At 64.1% G+C, this 22,730-nt stretch carries 23 protein-coding genes; 13 read left to right on the top strand and 10 right to left on the bottom strand.

The genetic code is table 11. The annotated features are described in order from the left end of the window. Positions 1–158 precede the first annotated feature (158 nt). Positions 159–446, bottom strand: a complete 288-nt coding sequence (locus AC628_RS21690) for a hypothetical protein (protein WP_143201730.1) — start codon at positions 444–446, stop codon at positions 159–161. 222 nt (positions 447–668) lie between these two features. Here AC628_RS21690 and AC628_RS21685 point away from each other — a divergent pair, with 222 nt between their 5' ends. Both AC628_RS21685 and AC628_RS21680 read left to right on the top strand, forming a co-directional pair. Beyond that, complete coding sequence (locus AC628_RS21685; RefSeq protein ID WP_083633074.1) at positions 669–1,400, top strand: cytochrome c biogenesis CcdA family protein; 732 nt, start codon at positions 669–671, stop codon at positions 1,398–1,400. Positions 1,401–1,595: 195 nt separating this feature from the next. Continuing rightward, complete coding sequence (locus AC628_RS21680) at positions 1,596–3,281, top strand: SulP family inorganic anion transporter (protein ID WP_074128781.1); 1,686 nt, start codon at positions 1,596–1,598, stop codon at positions 3,279–3,281. A gap of 118 nt (positions 3,282–3,399) precedes the next feature. On the opposite strand, the gene AC628_RS21675 is transcribed toward AC628_RS21680, so the two are convergent. Continuing rightward, positions 3,400–3,792: a hypothetical protein gene (locus AC628_RS21675; RefSeq protein WP_074128792.1), complete on the bottom strand. Its 393-nt coding sequence runs from the start codon at positions 3,790–3,792 to the stop codon at positions 3,400–3,402. A 198-nt stretch (positions 3,793–3,990) separates the two neighbouring features. Beyond that, positions 3,991–5,415, bottom strand: a complete 1,425-nt coding sequence (locus AC628_RS21670) for an FAD-binding oxidoreductase (protein ID WP_074128780.1) — start codon at positions 5,413–5,415, stop codon at positions 3,991–3,993. 160 nt (positions 5,416–5,575) lie between these two features. On the opposite strand from AC628_RS21670, the gene AC628_RS21665 reads away from it, so the two are divergent. Beyond that, positions 5,576–6,064 carry a thioesterase family protein gene (locus AC628_RS21665; RefSeq protein WP_074128791.1) on the top strand — a complete coding sequence of 163 codons (489 nt, stop codon included), beginning with the start codon at positions 5,576–5,578 and terminating at the stop codon, positions 6,062–6,064. 9 nt (positions 6,065–6,073) lie between these two features. Here the strand turns inward: AC628_RS21665 and AC628_RS21660 are convergent, their stop codons facing one another. Next, complete coding sequence (locus AC628_RS21660; protein ID WP_074128779.1) at positions 6,074–6,247, bottom strand: DUF1328 domain-containing protein; 174 nt, start codon at positions 6,245–6,247, stop codon at positions 6,074–6,076. Between the two features lie 281 nt (positions 6,248–6,528). Between AC628_RS21660 and AC628_RS21655 the strand changes: the two genes are divergently transcribed. The 5 genes from AC628_RS21655 (at position 6,529) to AC628_RS21635 (ending at position 12,095) form a co-directional block, all read left to right on the top strand. Further along, positions 6,529–9,117 (top strand): ATP-dependent helicase, encoded by a 2,589-nt coding sequence (locus AC628_RS21655; protein ID WP_074128778.1) that lies wholly within the window; start codon positions 6,529–6,531, stop codon positions 9,115–9,117. A 63-nt stretch (positions 9,118–9,180) separates the two neighbouring features. Then, complete coding sequence (locus AC628_RS21650; RefSeq protein WP_074128777.1) at positions 9,181–9,594, top strand: hypothetical protein; 414 nt, start codon at positions 9,181–9,183, stop codon at positions 9,592–9,594. Then, positions 9,591–10,262, top strand: a complete 672-nt coding sequence (locus AC628_RS21645; protein WP_074128776.1) for an OmpA family protein — start codon at positions 9,591–9,593, stop codon at positions 10,260–10,262. The genes AC628_RS21650 and AC628_RS21645 overlap by 4 nt, the downstream gene beginning before the upstream one ends. Before the next feature lie 151 nt (positions 10,263–10,413). Next, a complete protein-coding gene (locus AC628_RS21640; protein WP_074128775.1) occupies positions 10,414–11,337 on the top strand; it encodes an ABC transporter ATP-binding protein in 924 nt (307 codons plus the stop codon). Beyond that, a complete protein-coding gene (locus AC628_RS21635; RefSeq protein ID WP_074128774.1) occupies positions 11,334–12,095 on the top strand; it encodes an ABC transporter permease in 762 nt (253 codons plus the stop codon). The genes AC628_RS21640 and AC628_RS21635 overlap by 4 nt, the downstream gene beginning before the upstream one ends. Before the next feature lie 109 nt (positions 12,096–12,204). On the opposite strand, the gene AC628_RS21630 is transcribed toward AC628_RS21635, so the two are convergent. After that, a complete protein-coding gene (locus tag AC628_RS21630) occupies positions 12,205–12,534 on the bottom strand; it encodes a hypothetical protein (RefSeq protein ID WP_074128773.1) in 330 nt (109 codons plus the stop codon). A gap of 283 nt (positions 12,535–12,817) precedes the next feature. On the opposite strand from AC628_RS21630, the gene AC628_RS21625 reads away from it, so the two are divergent. Together AC628_RS21625 and AC628_RS21620 are read left to right on the top strand one after the other, a co-directional pair. Beyond that, positions 12,818–13,612: a L,D-transpeptidase gene (locus tag AC628_RS21625; RefSeq protein ID WP_074128772.1), complete on the top strand. Its 795-nt coding sequence runs from the start codon at positions 12,818–12,820 to the stop codon at positions 13,610–13,612. Positions 13,613–13,870: 258 nt separating this feature from the next. Continuing rightward, positions 13,871–14,716, top strand: a complete 846-nt coding sequence (locus tag AC628_RS21620) for an alpha/beta hydrolase (protein WP_245321262.1) — start codon at positions 13,871–13,873, stop codon at positions 14,714–14,716. Between the two features lie 48 nt (positions 14,717–14,764). Here AC628_RS21620 and AC628_RS21615 read toward each other — a convergent pair whose 3' ends face one another. Next, complete coding sequence (locus AC628_RS21615; protein ID WP_074128770.1) at positions 14,765–15,322, bottom strand: DUF308 domain-containing protein; 558 nt, start codon at positions 15,320–15,322, stop codon at positions 14,765–14,767. Positions 15,323–15,456: 134 nt separating this feature from the next. On the opposite strand from AC628_RS21615, the gene AC628_RS21610 reads away from it, so the two are divergent. Further along, entirely contained in the window at positions 15,457–16,044 is a 588-nt protein-coding gene (locus AC628_RS21610) for a TetR/AcrR family transcriptional regulator (protein ID WP_074128769.1), read from the top strand. A 15-nt stretch (positions 16,045–16,059) separates the two neighbouring features. Here AC628_RS21610 and AC628_RS21605 read toward each other — a convergent pair whose 3' ends face one another. The 3 genes from AC628_RS21605 to AC628_RS21595 all read right to left on the bottom strand — a co-directional run bounded on the left by AC628_RS21605 (position 16,060) and on the right by AC628_RS21595 (position 19,551). After that, positions 16,060–18,324, bottom strand: a complete 2,265-nt coding sequence (locus AC628_RS21605; RefSeq protein WP_074128768.1) for a spermidine synthase — start codon at positions 18,322–18,324, stop codon at positions 16,060–16,062. A 105-nt stretch (positions 18,325–18,429) separates the two neighbouring features. Further along, on the bottom strand, positions 18,430–18,825 hold the full coding sequence (locus AC628_RS21600; protein ID WP_074128767.1) for a DUF6915 family protein: 396 nt from the start codon (positions 18,823–18,825) through the stop codon (positions 18,430–18,432). A 6-nt stretch (positions 18,826–18,831) separates the two neighbouring features. Beyond that, positions 18,832–19,551, bottom strand: coding sequence for a hypothetical protein (locus AC628_RS21595; protein ID WP_074128766.1), 720 nt, complete (start codon positions 19,549–19,551; stop codon positions 18,832–18,834). A gap of 170 nt (positions 19,552–19,721) precedes the next feature. Between AC628_RS21595 and AC628_RS21590 the strand changes: the two genes are divergently transcribed. Next, on the top strand, positions 19,722–21,329 hold the full coding sequence (locus AC628_RS21590; protein ID WP_074128765.1) for a phytoene desaturase family protein: 1,608 nt from the start codon (positions 19,722–19,724) through the stop codon (positions 21,327–21,329). Between the two features lie 166 nt (positions 21,330–21,495). On the opposite strand, the gene AC628_RS21585 is transcribed toward AC628_RS21590, so the two are convergent. Beyond that, the gene (locus AC628_RS21585) at positions 21,496–21,765 is read right to left on the bottom strand and encodes a ScoMcrA-related endonuclease (protein WP_074128764.1); all 270 of its coding nucleotides are present in this window, start codon (positions 21,763–21,765) and stop codon (positions 21,496–21,498) included. 691 nt (positions 21,766–22,456) lie between these two features. Here AC628_RS21585 and AC628_RS21575 point away from each other — a divergent pair. Next, on the top strand, positions 22,457–22,730 hold a 274-nt coding region (locus AC628_RS21575), incomplete at its 3' end, for a hypothetical protein (protein ID WP_143201729.1).

The following is a 22,730-nucleotide window of genomic DNA, read 5'->3' as shown; positions in this document are numbered from 1 at the left end:
TAACCACAGGGTTGCGTTGTTGAGGTGCGCCGTGGCCGCAGCCGCGCAAACACAATGACCATCGGTGGCTATGGGTCCCTGCTTTCGCACTAGAGCTTTCGCAGGGACGACACCGAGCGTGTAGCACGAGCTATGACTCACACATCCGTATTCTCGCGTTACGGCCTGCCCTCGGAAAACTTCCGGCCGACCAGAACCTGCGCGCCTTCGGCCTCGATCCACTCATCGTGCAATTCGCCCTCGGCAACGGAAAATACCTGCCCCGAGCGATAGGCGACGGGTTCGCCGCTCTGCCTGACCACGAAAGTTCCGGAGATCACCAGGCCGCGGATCTCGAAATGATGCCGGTGCCGTCCCTTGCTGCCGGGGCGCGGATCGAGCTTCTGATGCTCAATTTCCTGGAAACCGTCAGCCTTCAATTGCTTTTCGAAATCGTGCTCGTTCATGCCGCTCTCCCGTGGATCGGCCGCGCAATCGGCGAACGATAGCGCCATTTTCCGCGAGCTGGCAAACCTTGGCCGCATTTCGCGCGCGGCGCCGTCGTGCCGTTCCCGCCAGTGCGCCGGACACGGGCCTGTGACCATAGTTGAAGGCTTTAGCGACGAAACTTCTGGATTGTTGGCTGCGTAGACGCCAAGACAGAACGGTTATTCTGCGAAGGTCCCTTGATGCACGACGTCTCGATCCCGGCCGCCTTGATCGCCGGCCTAGTCAGCTTCCTGTCGCCCTGCGTGCTGCCGCTGGTGCCGCCCTATCTGATCTACCTGACCGGTGCGACCATCGAGCAGGTCAACCAGGACGGCGACACCGCCGCCTCCAAGCGCGCGGTGATGATGGCGGCGCTGATGTTCGTGCTCGGCTTCTCCACCGTGTTCGTCGCACTCGGCGCCAGCGCGTCCATCGTCGGCGGGTTGGTCCGGGCGTGGTCGGCCGAGCTCTCGATCCTGGCCGGCATCGTCATCATCATCATGGGCCTGCATTTCCTCGGCATCACCCGGATCGGCCTCCTGATGCGCGAGGGGCGGCTCACCGCACCCAAGCCGGTCGGGCTGTGGGGCGCCTATGTCATGGGCCTTGCGTTCGCCTTCGGCTGGACGCCCTGCATCGGCCCGATCCTGGCCGCGATCCTTTCGATCGCCGCATCGCAGGCCACGGTGACCAAGGGTGCCGGCCTGCTCGCGATCTATTCCGCCGGGCTCGGCATCCCCTTCCTGCTCGCCGCCTTCCTGGTCGAGCAGTTCTCCTCGCTGTTCGCACGGATGAAGCGTCATCTCGACACCGTCGAGCGCGTGATGGGCGTGCTGATGGTGGTCACCGGCATCGGCTTCCTGACGGGCGCGGTGTCTGGTGTCAGCGTCTGGCTGCTGGAGACGTTCCCGGCGCTGCAAAACATCGGCTAGAGCCGTTGCCGTTCCGACTGAATCGGAACGGCGCTCTAGCTTTTTGTTTTGACGCGTTTTCTTCACGCGAACCGGTATCCACTTCGCTCGAAAACGCTCTAACCCCTTCGCGCCTGCACACGCGCGTCCGCTGGCTTTTGGCCACGCGATGGCCGACACTTGCCGTCCCTTCGCCGCCAGATGAGTCGGAGACCGATGGCCCAAACCCCCGCGACACGCGCCAGCTGGCCGATCTTCCGCTCGCTGGCCGGCTTTCAGCCGGGCAACTTGCCCGGGGATTTGATAGCAGGGCTGACCCTCGCCGCGATCGCGATCCCCGAGCAGATGGCGACCGCGCGGCTCGGCGGCTTCTCGCCGCAGATCGGCTTCTTCGCCTTCATGGCCGGCTCGCTCGGCTTTGCGATGCTCGGCGCCAACCGCTTCCTGTCCTGCGGCGCCGATTCCACGATCACGCCGATCTTCGCGGCCGGCCTGGCCCTGATGGCGACCGCAGGCTCACCCGACTATCAGTCGTTGGCGATGGCCCTGGCGCTGATGGTCGGCGCGATCATGATCGCCGGCGGCCTGTTCAAGCTCGGCTGGATCGCCAATCTGCTGTCGACGCCGGTCACAGTCGGCTTCCTCGCCGGCATTTCCGTCCACATCCTGGTCTCGCAATTGCCCGGCGTGCTCGGGCTGACCACGCCGGACGGGCCGACGCTCTACAAGCTCGGGGTCCTCATCGAAGAGATCGGCCAGACCAACGCCTATACGCTGGCGATCGGCCTCGGCGTGCTGGCGCTGGTTGCCGGGTCGGAGAAGATCAGCGCGCGGATTCCGGGCGCACTGATCGGCCTTGTCGTGGCCACCATCGCTGTCATCGCCGGCCATCTCGAAAGCAAGGGCGTCAAGGTGGTCGGCATCGTGCCCGGGTCGCTGCCAAAGCCATCGCTTCCGGACATCGCGCCGGAGCGATGGATCAAATTGCTGTCGCTGGCGATCCTGATCGCCATCGTCGTCATGGTGCAGACCGCCGCGACGACGCGCTCGTTTCTGTCAGATCCGGACAAGCCGGCCGATGTCGATCGTGATTTCCTCGGCGCCGGTGCCGGCAGCCTGCTCGCCGGCCTGTTCGGCGCTTTCCCCGTCAATGCCAGTCCGCCACGGACCGGCATCGTGTCCGAGACCGGCGGACGCACGCAGCTCTCGGGGCTGTTTGCTGCGGCTATCGTGCTCGCGCTGCTCGCCTTCGGTGCGACGCTGCTGCAGCACGTGCCCGATGCGGCGCTCGGCGGCGTCCTGCTGTTCGTGGCGCTGCGCATCATCCGCGTCAAGCAGATCATCACGATCTTCCGCCAGTCGTTCTATGAGTTCCTGCTGGTGGTGGCGACGGCAGCCGCCATCATCGTGCTGCCTATCGAGCAAGGTGTTGCCGTCGGCATCGCGCTGTCGCTGTTGCACGGCATCTGGACAACGACGCAGGGCCAGTTGGTGGAATTCGTCCACGTCCCCGGCACCACGATCTGGTGGCCGACGGGCCCGCACGTCGCCGGCGAGCGCAAGCCCGGAATTGCCGTCGTCGGCCTGCAGGCGCCGTTGTCGTTCCTCAATGCGGAAGGTTTTCACGGCGGCGTGCTCAAGACCATCGGCCACGCAACGCCCAAGCCGAAACTGCTGGTGATCGAGGCCAGCGGCATGGTCGAGATCGATTTCACGGCGGCGCAGGCGCTGCGCGACCTGTTTCGCGAATGCCGCGATGACGGCGTAACGGTGGCGGTGGCGCGGCTCGAATCCTCGCGCGCACAGGACGCGTTCGAGCGCTTTGATGTCTACGATGTCCTGCCGCGGGACCACGTCTTCCGCAGTGTGGATGAAGCGGTGCGGACGCTCGGCCAGGGCTAGAGACTGGTGAGATCAGCAGTTGCGTAGCCTGGATGAAGCGAAGCGCCAATCCGGGACAGTTTATCAACACGCGACAGAACCCCGGATTGCGCTGCGCTCCATCCGGGCTACAGACCCCTCATCCCGCCTCTCCCTCCAGCGTCGGATGCTCCTTCAGGACCTCCGCCTTGATCGAGCCCGCGTGGATGGCGCGGAACAGCGCCCGCCCCGTCTTGATGTTGTTGGCCTTCATGCAGAGACCGACGATCTCGCGCACCGCGGAATCGCGCACCAGTTCGTCGGAGATCTTCATCGCGGTCTCCATCGCGACCTTGGCGGCGCGCTCGTAGCGATCGCGTTCGATCTGCTGCTGCTTCGGCGAACGCTCGTCGGGCGAGCCGACCGCCTCGGCGCAGCCCGCCGCATCGCGGCAGATCGCACGAATCCTGTGCGCAGCCTCGATGTCGCCGAGCGGCTGCTCAGCGGGATCGTCCCAGATGTCCTTGCGCTTGGCCTTGTTGAACAACCACATCGCCGTACCCGAAAGCGCGGCAAGCATAGCTGGCCCTGGTGCAACCTGTGAATGGCAGAGTCTGCGCGACGCCAAGCAAGCGCTGAACTATGGCGCTAGGGTCACACCAAGCCGGCAGTTCCGCGCGAAAAGCGCGTCCGGAGCGAGAATCCGTGATCACACTGCGTCACACACGCCGGGCAAGAAAGTGCTGCACGCTCAGGCCGCAGGAACGATCTTTCCGGGATTGAAAATGTTCTGCGGATCGAGCGCGCGCTTCAGCGCCCGCATCGCGTCGAGCGCCTCGGGGCCGAGCTCGGCCTTCAGATATTTCTGCTTGCCCTGGCCGATGCCGTGCTCGCCGGTGCAGGTGCCGTCCATCGACTGCGCGCGCTCGACCAGGCGGTGCATGAACTCCTCGCCGCGCGCCATCTCCTCCTTGTCGTTGACGTCGCAGAGCAGCGAACAGTGGAAATTGCCGTCGCCGACATGGCCGACGATCGGCGACAGCAGATTGAGCCGCTGCAGATCCTCTTCGGTCTCGGTGACGCAGTCGGCCAACCGCGAGATCGGCACGCAGACGTCGGTGGCGACGACGCCGATGCTGTCGCCGGGGCGCAGCGCCTTGACGGACCAATAGGCGTCATGCCGGGCCTGCCACAGCTTGGTGCGGTCCTCCGGCTTGGTGGTCCAGCTGAAGTCGCCACCGCCGCATTCGGCGGCGATGTCGCGGAAGTTCTTCGACTGCTCGGCGACCTCGACCTCGCTGCCGTGGAATTCCAGCAGCAGCAGCGGCGTCTCCGGCAGCGACAGCTTGGAATAGCTGTTGCAGGCCTTCACCTGCGCGGCATTGAGCAGCTCGATCCGGGCGACCGGGATGCCGGTCTGGATCGCCAGGATGGTGGCCTGGCAGGCGCCGCGCACCGTGTCGAACGAGCAGGCGGCGGCCGCGATCGTGTCGGGAATGCCGCGCAGGCGGATGGTCAGCTCGGAAATGATGCCGAGCGTGCCCTCGGCGCCGACGAACAGATGCGTCAGGTCGTAGCCGGCCGACGACTTCTTGGCGCGCGTGCCTGTCGTGATGATCTCGCCGTCGCCGCGCACCACCTTCAGCGCCAGCACGTTCTCGCGCATGGTGCCGTAGCGCACCGCGTTGGTGCCGGAAGCGCGGGTCGAGGTCATGCCGCCGAGCGAGGCGTCGGCGCCGGGATCGATCGGGAAGAACAGGCCCTGGTCGCGCAGATGCTCGTTCAGCGCCTTCCGCGTCACGCCGGGCTGGATCACACAGTCGAGGTCCTCGGCATGCACCTCCAGCACCTTGTTCATGTCGCGAAGATCGATGCAGACGCCGCCCGCCGGTGCGTTGACCTGGCCCTCGAGCGAGGTTCCGGTGCCGAAGGCGATGACGGGCACGCGGTTGGCGGCGCAGATCCGCACCACGTCCTGGATGTCGGCGGTTTCCTGCGCCATCACGACTGCGTCCGGCGGCTGGTTCGGCAGCCATGTGGTGGTATGGGCGTGCTGCTCGCGCACCGCCTGCGACGTGACGAGCCGGTTGCCGAACCGCGCCGCCAGCGCGTCGATCGCGCTCTTCAGGGCCTGCGGCTCGGGTCGCGTCACATTGCTCGAAATCGTTGTCGCCACGTCAATTTTCCTCCCGGCTTTAGCCGACCGTGGCAAAGCTTGTATAAGGGGTCAAGAGAGCCTGACTTGAAAAAATGGTCGCGGGAGTCACAGAAAAGTTCATGCTCGCACGCCAACGAACCGGGGATGGAAGATGACGTCAGTGACTGCCACGAACGAGATGCCGCTTCCACCAGCCCCGTTCAAATCTTCCGTGATGCAGATCGACCCGCAATGGATCGACTATAACGGCCACCTCAACATGGCCTACTACAATGTGATGTTCGACCGCGCCATCGACGAGATGTGGCTGCAGCTCGGCATCGGGCCCGCCTACATGAAGGCGCGGCGCTGCTCGACCTTCACCGCCGAGTGCCACGTCCGTTACTTGCGGGAAATTCATCTGGGCGATCCCGTGCAGGTCTCGGTGTTCCTGCTCGGCGCCGACGAGAAGCGGCTGCACACGTTCGAGGAGCTGCGCCATGCCACCGAGGGCTGGCTGTCCGCGACCTCGGAGAACCTCACGCTGCACATCGACATGGAGGCGCGCAAGGTGGCGCCGTTTCCGCCTGACATCCGCGCCCGCACCCGCGCCATCGTCGAGAGCTATGCGGGCGTGCCGCGTCCCGAGGGCGTCGGCCGCAACGTGGCGATGCCCTCGGCCAAGTAAATTACGCCGCTAGACTCTTGTACGGCCGCGCACCAATCCGAGCACGGCCGTCACCAGGAACAGGATAACGGCGATGAAGAAGATCGCCTTGGCGATTTCGATCGAGGCGCCGGCGATGCCGCCAAAGCCCAAAATGCCCGCGATCAGGGCGATGACCAGGAATGTGACGACCCAGCTCAACATGATCCAACCTCTGCTTGGTTTCCTCGCGCCGCCTCTCGCCCGGCGCCATAGCTTGAGGAAACAAACCAGCAGCGAAACGCTGGTTCCTGAGCCCGAAACCGCGAAATTTTCGCCGATTTCAGGAACCAAGCTCACGGTAGACTGCTGCCCAAACCGTTCCCGCCGCGCGGGATAAAACCTGTCAAAACGGCCGATCAGGCCCTATATGGCCTTCAATCCCTGTTAAGAAGGCTCCCCTTCACCGTCCCACGGTGCCATCGTGGGGCCGAGACGATTCGCCAATGACCGAGCCGAGCAAATTGCCCCATCACGGCGTTCCCGAGCACCAGCCGGTGGCTGGCGGTATCGCCGCGCGTGCGCGGGCGGCCGCCGGTCCGCAATATCTCAACGGCCTCAACCCCGAGCAGCGCGAGGCGGTCGAGACGCTCGATGGTCCCGTGCTGGTGCTCGCCGGCGCCGGCACTGGCAAGACGCGCGTCCTGACCACGCGCATCGCGCATATCCTGAGCCAGGGCCGCGCGCGGCCGCAGGAGATCCTGTCGGTGACATTCACCAACAAGGCGGCGCGCGAGATGAAGCTGCGGCTCGGCCAGATGCTCGGCCAGGCGGTCGAGGGCATGCCGTGGCTCGGCACCTTCCACTCGATCGGCGGCCGCATCCTGCGCATCCACGCCGAGCTGGTGCAGCTCAAATCCAACTTCACGGTGCTCGACGTCGACGACCAGGTCCGGCTTTTGAAGCAATTGCTGCAGGCCGAGAACATCGACGACAAGCGCTGGCCGGCGCGGATGCTGGCCGGCCTGATCGACAGCTGGAAGAATCGCGGGCTGTCGCCGTCGCAGGTGCCGGCGGGCGAAGCCGCCTCGTTCGGCAACGGCAAGGGGGGCAAGATCTACGCGACCTATCAGGAACGGCTGAAGATCCTCAACGCCGCCGATTTCGGCGACCTGCTGCTCGAGAACATCAGGCTGTTCCGCGAAAATCCCGACGTGCTGCGGCAATACCAGAACCGCTTCAAGTTCATCCTGGTCGACGAGTACCAAGACACCAACGTCGCGCAATATCTGTGGCTGCGGCTCTTGTCGCAGGCGCCGTCGCGGCCGGGCCGCGCGCTCGCCGACGTCATTCCGGGCGACCTTACCTCGCCCCGCTTGCGGGGAGAGGTCGACGCACATAGTGCGTCGGGTGAGGGGGACTCTCCGCACACCGAGCTCGTGGAGACTCCCCCTCACCCCGACCCTCTCCCCGCAAGCGGGGCGAGGGAGCAGGCTCCGCCGCGAAACATCTGCTGCGTCGGCGACGACGACCAGTCGATCTACGGCTGGCGCGGCGCTGAGGTCGACAACATCCTGCGCTTCGAGCACGATTTCCCCGGCGCCAAGGTGATCCGCCTCGAGCGCAATTACCGCTCCACCGGCCACATCCTGGCCGCGGCCTCGCACCTGATCGCGCACAATGAAGGGCGGCTCGGCAAAACGCTGCGCACCGAGGATGTCGACGGCGAGAAGGTCACCGTCACCGGCTCCTGGGATTCGGAAGAGGAAGCGCGCGCGATCGGCGAGGAGCTCGAGGAGCTGCAGCGCGCCGGCGAGAATCTCAACGACGTCGCCATCCTGGTCCGCGCCTCGTTCCAGATGCGCGAGTTCGAGGACCGCTTCGTCACGCTCGGCCTGCCCTACCGCGTGATCGGCGGCCCCCGGTTCTACGAGCGCGCCGAAATCCGCGATGCGCTGGCGTATTTGCGCACCATCAATTCGCCGGCCGACGATCTCGCCTTCGAGCGGATCGTCAACGTGCCGAAGCGCGGCCTCGGCGATGCCACCGTGCAGCTGCTGCACGACCACGCCCGCAAGCGCCGCATTCCGCTGTTCGAGGCGGCGCGCGCCGTGGTCGAGACCGACGAGTTGAAGCCGAAGGCGCGTGGGAGCTTGCGCGATCTCGTGATGCAGTTCGACCGCTGGCGCGCCCAGCGCGAGGTCACGTCTCACACCGAGCTCGCCGAGATCGTGCTCGACGAGAGCGGCTACACCGAGATGTGGCAGAAGGACCGCTCGGCCGACGCCGCGGGCCGGCTCGACAACCTCAAGGAACTGGTGCGGTCGATGGAGGAATTCGAGAACCTGCAAGGGTTTCTCGAACATATCTCGCTGGTGATGGACCGCGACGGCGATGCCGGCGACGAAGCTGTGTCGCTGATGACGCTGCATTCGGCGAAGGGCCTCGAATTCGACAACGTGTTCCTGCCGGGCTGGGAGGAAGGCCTGTTCCCGAGCCAGCGCACGCTGGACGAACAGGGTCGCGCCGGGCTTGAGGAAGAGCGCCGCCTCGCCCATGTCGGGCTGACCCGTGCCCGCCGCCGCGCCAAGATCTACTTCGCGACCAACCGTCGCATCCATGGCACCTGGTCGACCACGATTCCGTCGCGCTTCCTCGACGAGCTGCCGGCGCACAATGTCGAGATCACCGAATCCAAGGGTGGATCGGGCTGGGGCGGCAGCGGCGGCTATGGCGCCTCGCGCTTCGACAACCTCGAATCATTCGGCTCGAGCTATTCGACCCCGGGCTGGCAGCGCGCCCAGGCCAACCGCGGCCGTGGTGGCGGGGGCCGTAGCGGCGGCGGCTTCGAGGAGCGGCAATCCTCGTTTTCCTCCGACAGCTTCAGTCGCACCAAGCGCGGTCCGATGGTGATCGAGGGCGAGCTGGTGGCGAAGTCCACCGGCACGACGTCGGAATTTTCGCTGGACGATCGGGTGTTTCACCAGAAATTCGGCTACGGCCATGTGGTGAAGATCGACGGCAACAAGCTGACCATCGCTTTCGAAAAGGCCGGCGAGAAGAAGGTGGTCGACAGCTTTGTGGAGCGGGCGTGACAGAACGGCCTTCTCTGTTCGTAGCCCTTGACCCCAGTTGAATTCATGGGTTGAGATGGCTCCATGGTCCGGGGTGGGTTTTTCCTTTTTGTCGTCGCGCTCACTGCGCCGTCGCTGGCGGTCGCGGAGACGATCAGCTTTGGCGATTCGGCAGCCGCACTTGCCAAGGCCTGCGGCGCCGACATCACCGCCAACTGCCGCGGCGTCAATCTGGACTCCAACCGCCTCAAGGAGTGCCTGTCGCGCAACCGCGACGTGATCTCGCCGACGTGCAAGGAAAGCTACTTCTCCACCCTCGATGCGATCCAGAAGCGGATCGCGGCGCGCGTGACGGTTGCCAATGCCTGCACCCGCGAGATCGTCAAGGTGTGCGGCGGCTCGACCAAGGAGACCAGCAAATCGGTGCCCTGCCTCGTCGGCGCCAAGGGCCTCAGCCGCAATTGCGCCCAGGCGATCAATGACGCGGGGTATCAATGATGCGCCGAGGCTTGCGCGATCTCGGCCTGCTGGGCACGCTGGTCTTGCTGGCGATGCCGCTCGCGCCGGCGCATGCGCAGACCGCCATCACGCGCGATGACGTCATCGCCAAGTTGAACCATTTCGAGACGGCCGCCGAGATCGACGTCCCCGCGTTGCGCCAGCAGGTGCTCGAACGATCGCGGTCGCGATCGAAGAACGAGCCGCCGCCCTCGAAGCGGCCGCCGATCGCGCCCGACCTGAACAACCTGCCGGCATTCAATGCCGACATCGCGTTCGACGTCGACACGCCGATCGTGCTGCCGGATTCCTACCAGACCGTCGGGCGCATCGCCGATGCGCTGACCCACTCCTCGCTGCTGCCGTACACCTTCCTGATCGTCGGTCACATCGAATCGACCGGGCGGCGCGAGAACAACGTGATCCTGAGCCAGCGGCGCGCCGACGCGATCCGCGACATCCTGGTCAACACCTTCAAGATCGCGCCCAAGCGCCTGCAGTCGGTCGGGCTCGGCGAGGAGCAATTGCTCGATCCCACCCGCCTCAACGCGCCGGCCAACAACCAGGTGCAGATCCTGCTGGTCGCGAAGGTCGCCGACGAGCCGCCCGCACACCCCGCCCCGGCGGCGGCCGCCAAGAAGCCGGCAAAACCGGCGAAGCGGCATTAGCGCGGCCTTTCCGCCACACCGCAGAACGAATTTTCTGCCTCAGCGGGTGATTGCAGAACGGAATATGCGTTCTTATCTGGGCTGAACCCGCATCACGCCCTCGCCCGGGCCCCAATCCGCGCGCGCCCTTCCCTCACGCTTCCGATCTCCGATGTCGCCGATCATTTCCGTATCCAATCTTTCAAAGACCTATGGCTCCGGCTTCAAGGCGCTGAAGGGCATCAATCTCGATATCGTCAAAGGTGAGATTTTCGCGCTGCTCGGACCGAACGGCGCCGGCAAGACCACGCTGATCAGCATTATCTGCGGCATCGCCAATCCGAGCGAGGGCCGCATTTCGATCGGCGGCCACGATATCATCAGGGATTATCGCGCGGCGCGGTCGATGATCGGGCTGGTTCCGCAGGAACTGCACACCGACGCGTTCGAGTCGGTCTGGGCGACCGTCAGCTTCAGCCGCGGCCTGTTCGGCAAGCCGAAGAACCCCGACCACATCGAGAAGGTGCTGAAGGACCTGTCGCTGTGGGACAAGAAGGACAACAAGATCATCACGCTGTCAGGCGGCATGAAGCGCCGCGTGATGATCGCGAAAGCACTATCGCACGAACCGCAGATCCTGTTCCTCGACGAACCGACTGCCGGCGTCGACGTCGAGTTGCGCAAAGGCATGTGGGAAGTGGTCCGCACGCTGCAGGCTGCCGGCGTCACCATCATCCTGACCACGCACTACATCGAGGAAGCCGAGGAGATGGCCGACCGCATCGGCGTCATCAACAAGGGCGAGATCATCCTGATCGAGGACAAGGCGACCTTGATGCAGAAGCTCGGCAAGAAGCAGCTGACGCTGCAATTGCAGAACAAGCTCGATGCCGTTCCGCCTGCGCTTGCCGCCTACAGCCTCGAACTATCCGACGACGGCCATGCGGTGACCTACGACTACGACACCAAGGGCGATCGCACCGGGATCACCAGCCTGCTCAACGATCTCCGTAATGCCGGCATCCGAATCTCCGATCTCGATACCAGGCAATCCTCGCTTGAGGACATCTTCGTCAGCCTCGTGAGGGCGCCATGAACTACCGCGCAATCCGGGCCATCTATCTGTTCGAAATGGCGCGCACCTGGCGCACGCTGCTGCAGAGCATCGTCTCGCCCGTCGTCTCGACCTCGCTGTATTTCGTGGTGTTCGGCGCGGCGATCGGCTCGCGCATCACCGAGGTCGAGGGCGTCAGCTACGGCACCTTCATCGTGCCGGGCCTCGTGATGCTGTCGGTCTTGACCCAGAGCATCTCGAATGCCTCGTTCGGCATCTACTTCCCGAAATTCGCCGGCACGATCTACGAGATCCTGTCGGCGCCGATCTCCTATTTCGAGATCGTCATCGGCTATGTCGGCGCCGCCGCCACCAAGTCGATCATCCTGGGCCTGATCATCCTGGCGACCGCCGGGCTCTTCGTACCTCTGCACATCCAGCATCCGGTGTGGATGCTGACCTTCCTGGTGCTGACGGCGGTCACCTTCAGCCTGTTCGGCTTCATCATCGGCATCTGGGCCGACGGCTTCGAGAAGCTGCAGATGATCCCGATGCTGGTGGTGACGCCGCTCACCTTCCTCGGCGGCAGCTTCTATTCGGTGAACATGCTGCCGTCGGGCTGGCGCACCATCACGCTGTTCAACCCGGTGGTCTATCTGATCTCCGGCTTCCGTTGGAGCTTCTACGAGATCGCCGACGTCAGCGTCGGGCTCAGCCTCGGCATGACCGCGGCCTTTCTGGTCGCCTGCATGGTGATCGTGGCGTGGATCTTCCGGACCGGATATCGGCTGAAGAACTGAATAGACTTCAGTAGCCCGGATGGAGCGAAGCGCAATCCGGGGCTTTATCGCCAAGCCTGCAGAACCCGGATTTCGCTTCGCTCCATCCGGGCTACAGGTTCTTTCCTCATCAATAGCAGTGGAAATGGCCGTGGCGATAATAACCGCGGCAGCGGTGGCCCCGGCGGTAGCCGCGATCCGGGATGCCGAACACGCCTTTGACCGCACCCATGGCGCCACCGACACCGGCGCCGACGGCACCGCCAACGACGCCGCCCACCGGACCGGCGACCCGGTTGCCCTCATAGGCGCCTTCATGCGCCCCGCGGACGATACCCTGGGCATGGCCCGCGTGGGGCACTGCCACCAGTGCCAAAGCGAGGCCTGCGGCCGCAAGCGCGAGCCGCGCGGAGAGGCCGGCTGGGGCGACGGCCGCGGTCTTAACCTTGGTGTTGTTCATCTGGATTCCTTGATGCGCGACGCGAACGCGCCGCTGGGCGGGATTGTGAAACGCTCATGCGGCCAAATAGTTGCGTGTCGGCGACCAATTGGGGCCGTGGTCGCGGCTGCTCGCGAAAATGTCAGCCTGTCGTGACGGGCAGGCCTGCCTTCGGCCTTGTTTGCGCCGCGCGCGGGATTAACGATGCGTCGGGTCCGCGACTGGAACCAAATTCGGATTCTGTGCATATTGGTTGCGGGGACGGAGAGCCGCTGCTGCGACAGGCCTGGAGGCCAAAGGTAAAATGCGTTCGTTCCTCATTGCTTTCACTTCCGTGATGCTTTTCACGGCCGGCGTCGCGCAGGCCAAGGTCGATATCACCATCGACAAGGACAACCAGCAGATGACCGTCGCGGTCGACGGCGTCGCGCGCTATCACTGGCCGGTCTCGACCGGGATCCCGTCGCGCGAAACGCCGAACGGCAGCTTCCGCGCCTTCCGGATGGAAGAGGATCACTACTCCAAGGAATTCGACGACGCGCCGATGCCGCATTCGATCTTCTTCACCAAGATCGGGCACGCGATTCATGGCACCGACTCGGTGAACCGCTTGGGCACGCCGGCCTCGCATGGCTGCGTGCGGCTGTCGCGCGACAACGCAACGACGCTCTACGCGCTGGTCCAGAAGGAAGGCGTGCTCAACACCACCGTGACGCTGACCGGCTCGTCCCAGGTCGCGCTGGCGCGCAATCCGCGCGGGCGCAACGGCACCGCCGTCGCCCGCTCTGCGCCACAGCAATATGACGGACAGTACGGCACCGCCGCCGCCGGCGACCCTGTCGTGCTGACACCGCAGCCGCGCGAATATCCGGCGCAAGCCCGCGCCGACGACGGCTACATCTATCCGGCCGACGGCAGCTCCACCGCGCAGCGCTACCCGGCGCCGCCGTCAAGCCGCCGCGTCTACGACGCGCAGGCCTATGGCCAGCAGCAGTACTACGGCAACCAGGGCTACGCGGCGGCGCCGCAAGGCTATTATCAGCCGAGGCCGTACTACCCGCGGCAGCGCGACTTCTACGGCAACAACTATCAGGACTGAGACGCGCGCCTGAGCCGCCGGCGGCGCCGTCATCGCGCGCCGCCGGGTCCCGAAGCCTCCTCACCCGCTTGTGACCGTCTTGAAGGGCACGCGACGTCATGCGCCGTGGCCGGTCGTCGCATCGTCATCTGATTGTAAAATTAGCCCGATATTCGGCGGCAATAGCGCCCGCCCTGGCCTTGGAAGGCCGATTCAAGCGGAATGCCCGGTGAATCAGGGCGAGAAGCGCGGGTCACGTAGGCAGTATCAGAGGTCAAAATGAAACGGGGCTTCGTTGTCCTTTGCCTGTGCATCGTGGCGATGGCCGGCTATTTCACGACGGACCGATGGGCCATCAGCCACACCACGCTGACGTTCCATGACGTGCTGCGCGACGACCGCAACGTCACGGTCGAGGTCGCGGTCCGCCGCGACCGGCAAATGCAGGCCATGGCCGAGATGATCGAGCTGCCGGTCGCGATCTTGAGCCACGGCAACACCGTCAAGAACACCGAGTATTCGTTCCTCACCAACGTGTTCGCGTCACGCGGCTACCTCGTGGTCAGCATTCAGCACGATCTCGACACCGATGCGCCGATGGTGACCAAGGTCGGCGAGGAATATGTCGGGCGCCGCATGCAGTACAATCGCGGCGTCTTCAACATCATGTATGCGATCGACGAGCTCAAGAAGCTCTATCCGAACGCAAACTATCGCGCGCTGACGCTGATCGGTCACTCCAACGGCGGCGACATCTCGATGTTCTTCGCCAAGCAGCATCCTGATCTGGTCAAGAAGGTCGTGACGCTGGACAATCTGCGCGTCCCCTTCATCACCGACAGCAAGATCAAGATCCTCTCGTTCCGTTCCAGAGACCCGGTGTTCAAGGCCGATCCGGGCGTCGTGCCTGACGAGGAGACCTGCGCCCGGCTCGGCATCAAGGTGGTCAGAACCGAATTCCAGCACAACGACCTCAGCGATCGCGGCCCCGAGAGCGCGAAGTCGTCGATCCAGGCCGGAGTGGAGCAGTTCCTCGACGAGGACACCGGCGAGAGCACGCCGACCATGCCGCTGCTAGCCGCCTCGACACCCGCCTCCGCGGCCGCGACACCGGAGAAGAAATAGCGATCGCGTAGACGCCGACGTGCGTTCTCCGGTGCTGCCGGGCAGCACTTACGCACGCGCGCTGCGATGAGCCCTGGCAACGAGCCAGATCGCCGAAAGCAGGAAATAGAACGCACCGAATCCCGCATAGGGAGCGACGTCCAGAATCGTCGGCGCGACGGTGCCGATCGACCGGCTGATCATGTAGCCGCCGGCGAGCGCCGACTGCGCGCCGCTCAGGATCATCGCCCATTGCGCGCCATAATCGCGCCAGCGCTTGGCGCCGGTGACCAATTGCAGCACGCCCGCAAGGATCGCCCAAACCCCGAACACGGCGAGAACGGCGTAGCTGCTGTGGCCGATCGCCACGATTACGACGACCGTGGTGATTGCGCTGACCGCGACATTCAATGCCTGCGATGGATTGGCGATCAGCCCGCCATTGACCCGCGCGTCGGCCAGATTGGCGACGCCGTCCCATGCCGGATAGATCACGAGCAGAAACGCAGCCGGGCCGGCTTGCCCGCTGAAAAGGACGGCGGCGGCAACCCAGGCGATCGAGAATACGGCGCGCCCGAGATAATAGAATCGCAACCAGGTGGATTGGGTCCAGAAGTGGCTTTGCATTGACAGACTCCTTGCTTACCTTCCTACTAGTAGGTAGCCACTGAAATCAAGTCAATCGGCGCCAGACACGTCCCCCTGTGAGGTGAAAGTCTTGAAACATCTCGGCAATTTACCTACTGGAAGGTAGGCCTGACATGAATGTGATGATTTCGACTTCTGAAAAAATTCTCGATGTCGCGCAGTCCCTCATCGTTGCGGGGGGCTACAACGGCTTCAGCTATGCCGACATCTCGGATGCGATCGGCATCAGGAAGGCGAGCATCCACCATCACTTCCCGACCAAGGCCGAGCTGGTTTCGGCGCTGGTTGATCGCTACCGGCAGCAGACTGAGCAGGGCCTGAAGTCGCTTCGAGAGTGGTCCGCAAATCCGGCCGACCAGTTGCAGTCTTACGTGAACTTCTGGCAGGCGTGCATTCGAGATGGGTCACTGCCCTTCTGCGTCTGTGCGATGCTTGCCGGCGAGATGCCGATGTTGCCGGAACAAGTCGCCTCACGCGTCCGCGCCCATTTCCATCATCTCGCGGCATGGCTCACCTCGGTGCTGCAGGCCGGCGCAGAACAGCGCCTGCTCCGGCTGGACAAGCGACCGGAAGAGGAGGCCCAGATGCTGATGGCATCGGTTCACGGAGCAATGCTCTCCGCGAGGGCGTTCGACGATCCCGCAGTGTTTGCCGCAATCGTCAAGCCGCAGATCGCGAAGCTGCTAATAGTGGACGGCTAGTCGGTCCGATCAGACCTACTGCTCGCCGTCGCGCAGGCGCCGATAGACCGCACCCAGCACGTTGGAATAATCGTCGGTCCAGACCCGTTGCTTCTCGTTGGCATCGGTCTCGATCCAGACGTCTGATGACGCGAGCTTGCCGACATCGGCATCCTCGCGGGCGGAGACCACGACCGAGGTCGAGAAGATGTACTCGTTGTCGCGGCCGGAATCCTCGCTGTAGACCCAGCTCTTCATGTCGTTGGCGTCGGCAATGCCGACCACGACGCTGGCAAGTTCGAGATGCCGGTTGGAGACGTGCATCACGACCGCGCCCTGCGGCGCCAGCTTCTCCTTGTAGATCGCCATCGCCTCCGCGGTCGCGAGATGGATCGGGATCGCATCCGACGAATAGGCATCGACAATGATGAGATCGTAGGCGCCGTCCGGCTCCTTGGCGAAGGTCAGCCGCGCGTCGCCGATGACAGGCTTCAGATTGGGCTCGCAGCTCTGGATGTAAGTGAAATATTTCGGATCGCGCGCGGTTTCGACCATCGACTGGTCGATCTCGAAGAATCGCCAGTCCTCGCCGGGCACCGCGGCGCAGGTCAGCGTCCCCGAGCCGAGCCCGATCACAGCGACTTTCAGCGGCGCGCCCTTGCGCGCGCGGATTGCAGTGATCGCCCGCCCGATGCCGCCGTCCTTGTAATAGTAACTGATCGGCTCGGGCTTTCCGGTGACCGGGGTGCCGTCGTCGTTCTTGAACTTCTCGGCGCCGTGGATCGTGGTGCCGTGCATCAGCACGTGATACTGCCCGTTCGGGGTCACCACGATCTTGTGCACGCCGAAGAAGCTGCGCACGGTTTCGACGCGGCCATCGTCGGACGGATAGGCGCGCAGCACCACCAGCGCGACGACGACGGTGGCGAAGATCTTCCAGCGATTGGCATTCAGGGCGAGCGCGAGCAGCGCCGAGAGCACGCCGACGGCGCCGATCACCCACACCCGGTGGTCGGCGAACCAGCTGAAGATGTCGCCGGCCGAATAGCTCGGCGCGATCAACGCCACCGCCAGCACCGCAAGGACCGGCCAGTACCAGGCGCTCCAGCGCGGCAGCCGCTCCGCGCCGCCGGGCGGACGGCACAGCGCCGCGAGCGCCAGCAGGATCGGATATTCGGCGATCCATGAGAAGGTGAGCGGCGCGATCAGGCCTGCAAACAGGCCGCCGACCATGCCGCCGAACGACAGCGCGACGTAGAAGCCGGTGAGGTATTTCGCGGCGGGTCGAGTGCGCGCGAGTTCACCATGGCAGGCCATCGCGATGATGAAGAAGCAGAGCTGATGGCCGCCGAGCGTCAGCAGCAGGTTCTGCTCGCCGCCGAACGCGAGCAGGATCACGACGCCGGCAATCGCCAGCGGCTGCGCCAGCAGCATCCATTTGTGCGGCAGCAGCGGCCGCGACTGGAACACCAGCACCCAGGTCAACAAATACAGCGACAGCGGCAGCACCCACAGCAAGGGTGCAGCAGCGACATCGGTCGAGATATGCGCCGTCACCGCGATCAAAAGGCCGGACGGCACCGCGGCGAGGAAGATCCAGCGCGCGCGCAAACCCCAGGACGGCGCCGGAGCGTTGGCATCGTCGACCTGCATATTGAGTGCGGCGGCACTGGCCGGCGACCGCAACAGCAACACGCCGCAACCCGCGATCAGAACGATCAGCAGCCCATAGCCACAGGTCCAGATCAGGTTCTGGGTGCGCAATGTGAACATCGGCTCGAGCAGCACCGGATAGGACAGCAGCGCCAGGAAACTGCCGATGTTCGAGGACGCATAGAGGAAATACGGGTCGGGCCCGCTGCGGTGGCCGGTGCGCACGAACCAGGCCTGCAGCAGCGGATTGTTGGCGGCGAGCGCGAAGAACGGCAGGCCGATCGAGACCGCGAACAGGCCGAGCAGCCAGACCGCATAGCCCGAGGTCGGCGGCTCGCCCCAGCCGCTCCTGATCGTCAGCGGCAAGGTCAGCAGCGCGACGACGAGCAGCACCAGATGCACCGCGACCGGAACGACGCGGCTGTTCAGCTTCATCAACAGATGTGCATAGGCGTAGCCGCCGAGCAGCAGCGACTGGAAGAACACCATCGCCACTGACCACACCGCAGGCGAGCCGCCGAGCCGCGGCAGCACCATCTTGGTGAACAGCGGCTGCACCGAGAACAGCAACAGGGCACTGACGAAGATCGCCGCGGTGTAGACAACCAGCACCAGCCGGTTTCGCGATGCGGACGGCTCAGACGTCATGAATACTCCCGGTCACGATCCGGCAGATCAACACCGGGCACATGCATTACATTGAATCATAGCGCCAGGCAGCGGGCAACACGCGCACCGGATTGCCTGAACCGTTCACGTCATCCTGATGTCACTGGCCTCGTGTTCCGCACTCGCGGCCGATGCGGATGTTTCCATTTGTGGCCGGAACGGCGTCCGCCCCATCCACGGCTGCAGCTCGATGTGCTGCAACCAATCCTTGACCGAGGGGATCCAGCCGAGATCGTCCTTGACGTGCTGCTCGCCGACCGTCCGCACCGGCACCTGCTTGCCGGCGCTGTTCGTCAACGTCGCGCCGAAGATCGCCTCGCACAGGAAGATACCTTCGCTGTGGTGGCGCAGCGCGCGGTGACGCACGTCGGCGAGATGCGCCTTGCTCTCATCGAACCAGTCGTGGATCGCGAGATAGTCTTCGGGCGTTCCGCCGAACAAGCGCGCGGAACGGACCGCATGATGATAGGGATGCGCCATCGCAGGCTACCTCGCGATCTCGATATTGCTCGTAACCGGATCGGCTCTGGGATCGTCGACCACGCTGCACGCGTCGAGATCGACGACGAAGGCGCCGTACATGACGTATTCGCCGGTGCCGTAACCGCGACCAAGCAGCAAGGTCGCCCACTCCGTACACATCCAGTCGCGAACAAAGGATGCGATCTGGTCGCGTTCGCTGGTGCTATCGATCCGGTTCATCACGCCCCCGGCAGCCAGCCGGTCAAGAAATCGTTGCTCGGTCAGCCGCTGTGCGAGCGCATCAGCGTCGACACGCGTGCCATCGTGGAGCGTCGCGCTGTCGAGCCAGGCAAACCCCTCGTCGTTGCCGCCGTCGTAGCGACAATAGAGTCGTTGCACGCCGAGCTCACGCAGTGCCGGTACGGTTATCGCGATCAGCCGCTGGCGGGTGAACACCTCGCGGGCAGCCCACGCCTCCGCGGCGGCTTTGACTGCCGGCGTCACCTGCGCGGTTGGCAGTCGCCGGCCCCACAAGCGATCCCAAAGGCTCGGCTGCTTGATCGCCGGCATGACCGGTCCGGGCACCGGCGGCTCGGGCGGAATGTCGAGTGTGAAATGGACCGGCTCCCGCACTCCGCCGAATTCGGGCGGCGGCAGGTAAACGAACTGATTTGCGCGCGGCGGCGGCGGATCGGATTCGTCGTCGGGCCACTCGACTTCAGTTTGATCAAAGACAAACGGCATTTTGCACTCCACTGCTTGGCGGCAACAACCAACGAGGCGCACTCGGCGCCCGGCCGGCGGCCCACGTTCCGCGCAATCGCGGCCGGACTATCGTATCGGGATCGGTACGGATTTGTGACCCGCCGCGGCCGACAGTGGTGAGATGCGGACATTCGGCCTATAGAAGCGCCATGTCCAATCATGAAGTTGATGCCGTCATTATCGGTGCGGGGCACAACGGCCTCACTTGTGCGGCCTATCTCGCGATGGCCGGATTGAAGGTCAGGATCGTCGAGCGCCGCAAGGTGGTCGGCGGCGCCGCCGTCACCGAAGAGTTTTGTCCGGGCTTCCGCAATTCGGTCGCCGCCTACACGGTGAGCCTGCTCAACCCGCAGATCATCGCAGACCTGAAACTTGCCGATCACGGCCTTGAGATCGTCGAGCGTCGCGCACAGAACTTCCTTCCCGCGCCCGACGGCAGCTACCTCTTGACCGGCGAAGGCCGCACCCAGCAGTCGGTCGCAAAGCTCAGCCAGCGGGACGCGGCCACCATTGGCGAGTTCTCGGGGGAACTTGAAGCCATCGCCGACGCGCTGCGGCAATTCGTGCTGCGCGCGCCGCCGAACCTCGTCGAGGGGTTTGGCATCGGCGCAATGAGGGAGGCCTTCAACGCGCTCGGCACCGCCAACATCCTGCGGCGGTTGTCGCTCGAGCAGCAGCGCAACCTGCTCGACCTGTTCACGCGCTCGGCCGGCGCGATGCTCGACGAGCGTTTCGAAAACGATCTCGTCAAGGCGCTGTTCGGCTTCGACGCCATCGTCGGCAACTATGCGAGCCCCTACGCGGCCGGCTCGGCCTATGTGATGCTGCATCATGCGTTCGGCGAGGTGAACGGCAAGAAAGGGGTCTGGGGCCACGCGATCGGCGGTATGGGCGCGATCACCCAAGCGATGGCGCGTGCCGCACGCAGCCATGGCGTCGAGATCGAAACCGATGCGCCCGTCCGCGAGGTGATCGTCGAGAAGGATCGCGCCACTGGCATCATCCTCGACAATGGCGCGACGGTCCGCGCCAAATATGTCGTCTCCAACGTCAACCCGAAGCTGCTCTATACGCGCCTGGTGCCGGCGGGCGCATTGGCGGACGAATTCCGCACGCGCATCTCGCGATGGCAGAACGGGTCCGGCACCTTCAGGATGAACGTGGCGCTGAGCGCCCTGCCCTCGTTCACCGCGCTGCCGGGCCCCGGCGATCATCTCACCGCGGGCATCATCATCGCGCCCAGCCTCGGCTACATGGATCGTGCCTGGCGCGACGCGCGCGACTTCGGCTGGAGCCGCGCGCCCGTCGTCGAGGTGCTGATCCCCTCGACGCTCGACGACAGTTTGAGCCCGCCGGGCCAGCATGTCGCGAGCCTGTTCTGCCAGCATGTCGCGCCGCAACTGCCCGGCGGCAAATCGTGGGACGACCATCGCGACGAGGTCGCCGACCTGATGATCGCAACCGTCGACCGGTATGCGCCCGGATTTGCGGGCTCCGTCATCGGCCGCCAGATCCTGTCGCCGCTCGACCTCGAACGGCAATTCGGCCTCCTCGGCGGCGACATCTTTCACGGTGCGCTGACGCTGAACCAGTTGTTCTCGGCGCGCCCCATGCTCGGCCATGCCGACTACCGCGGACCGCTCCGCGGTCTCTACCATTGCGGTTCCGGCGCCCATCCCGGCGGCGGGGTCACCGGTGCGCCCGGCCACAACGCCGCGCGGGCCGTCCTGGCCGACCATCGCGCGCTGTTTGCCTGACGCGGACCGCGCATCAGGCACCACGGCCAGGGCGCGGCAAGCTGAGGACAGGTCTGTTGAGAAACTGTGGGTCGACGGTGGTCAGATCTGATGTCGCATGAGGGGAAAAGCCGGTGAACATCCCGGTGGACTGCTTGTGGAGCAGAGGCCGACAACCGGTAGTGTCTCAGTTTGAATTTTCGGGCGGCCAAAAGTCTCGGAACCCCAGCTTTCGGAAGCCGGCCTTGGCGACGTTGGTTGTGAATATTCGCGTGTGAACTGGTGGCTGGTGCGCCGCCGCCCAGATTGCCTTAAGCGGGAATCTCTCACCGCCGTAATTCAGATAAACCTTGCGAGGGCGGGCGCCGCTTGAGTGCCGTTTTAGGAACTCGCCTTCCTTTACGCGCTTGAATTCCTCAATCGCCTGCAAAATGGAATGCTGGCTTGGAATACTCATTCAATTCCCCTCCAACCAATGAAATGTGCTATGCTTAGCGCAAAGCATGAGGGTTTAGAATGCAGAAATCCAATAAGTCCGAGAATTTCCGTTGCGAGCCAGTAATGGCTGCTGGCGGCCCTTGCAGATGCAATTGCTCAAGCTGCGATACCGGGCGCCACTGCGGAAATAAGAAAGACGGCTGCGAGCACTTCAATGCCTAGAGGCCCTAAAGGCGAGAAGCGCCCCGCTGATTCGATTCAGAGTGCATTCCTCGTTGGGAGGATCGCGACGGAAGAGGTTGTGGAAGAGTTGGACAAGAAGTCTGCCGCAGCAATGCTTGGAAAGCTAGGCGGCAAGGCCCGCGCGGCTGCGCTAAGTCCAGCTAAACGCAAGGCAATTGCCAAAAAAGCGGCGAAGAAGAGGTGGTCCAAATAGTGCTCTTTCTTTAGTTGGGAAAGACACCACGACCTGCACCATCTTGACGAGGGGTGCCATCATGCCTTATTGGTTTTGCTGTGCCTGAATGCGCAAAACCCTCACGCGGGGGTCCCGCATGAGGGTTTTGGTTTGACGACCTTCGAGCGATGAGCAATCCAGCTTGTCGTGAGACGGAGCCGGAGACCGCATCGAAGCGAAGAGGTCGGCGTGAGAACCCCTCGATAGCATAGGTGCGGTCTCCGGACAACCCCTTATTGCCTATGCTATTGGGATGAACGCAGAATCCGGGAAAAGTCTTCAGCAAATTATCGCCGAGCAAGAGGCGCGTTTGCTGGAACAGCGAGCAAAGCTAGATAGGTTCAAGGAAGTCGGAGCAGAATTCCAGCGGCTCGCGACTGAATTGGGCATTACTATTCCCAGCCTCGATTTTGTGCTTGGCGTCCCCTCTGCTCCCCCTCCTATGCCTAAAGAAGAATTCAAAAGCTCCGCAGCCACAAATGCGTCGAGCACTTCGGGCATTACATTAGGCGAACTGGTCGAGCAGT

The organism is Bradyrhizobium sp. NAS96.2, assembly GCF_001908235.1.
Lineage (GTDB): Bacteria > Pseudomonadota > Alphaproteobacteria > Rhizobiales > Xanthobacteraceae > Bradyrhizobium.
Note: the sequence above shows the minus strand (reverse complement) of the source record. Positions and strands in the feature narration are given on the sequence as shown.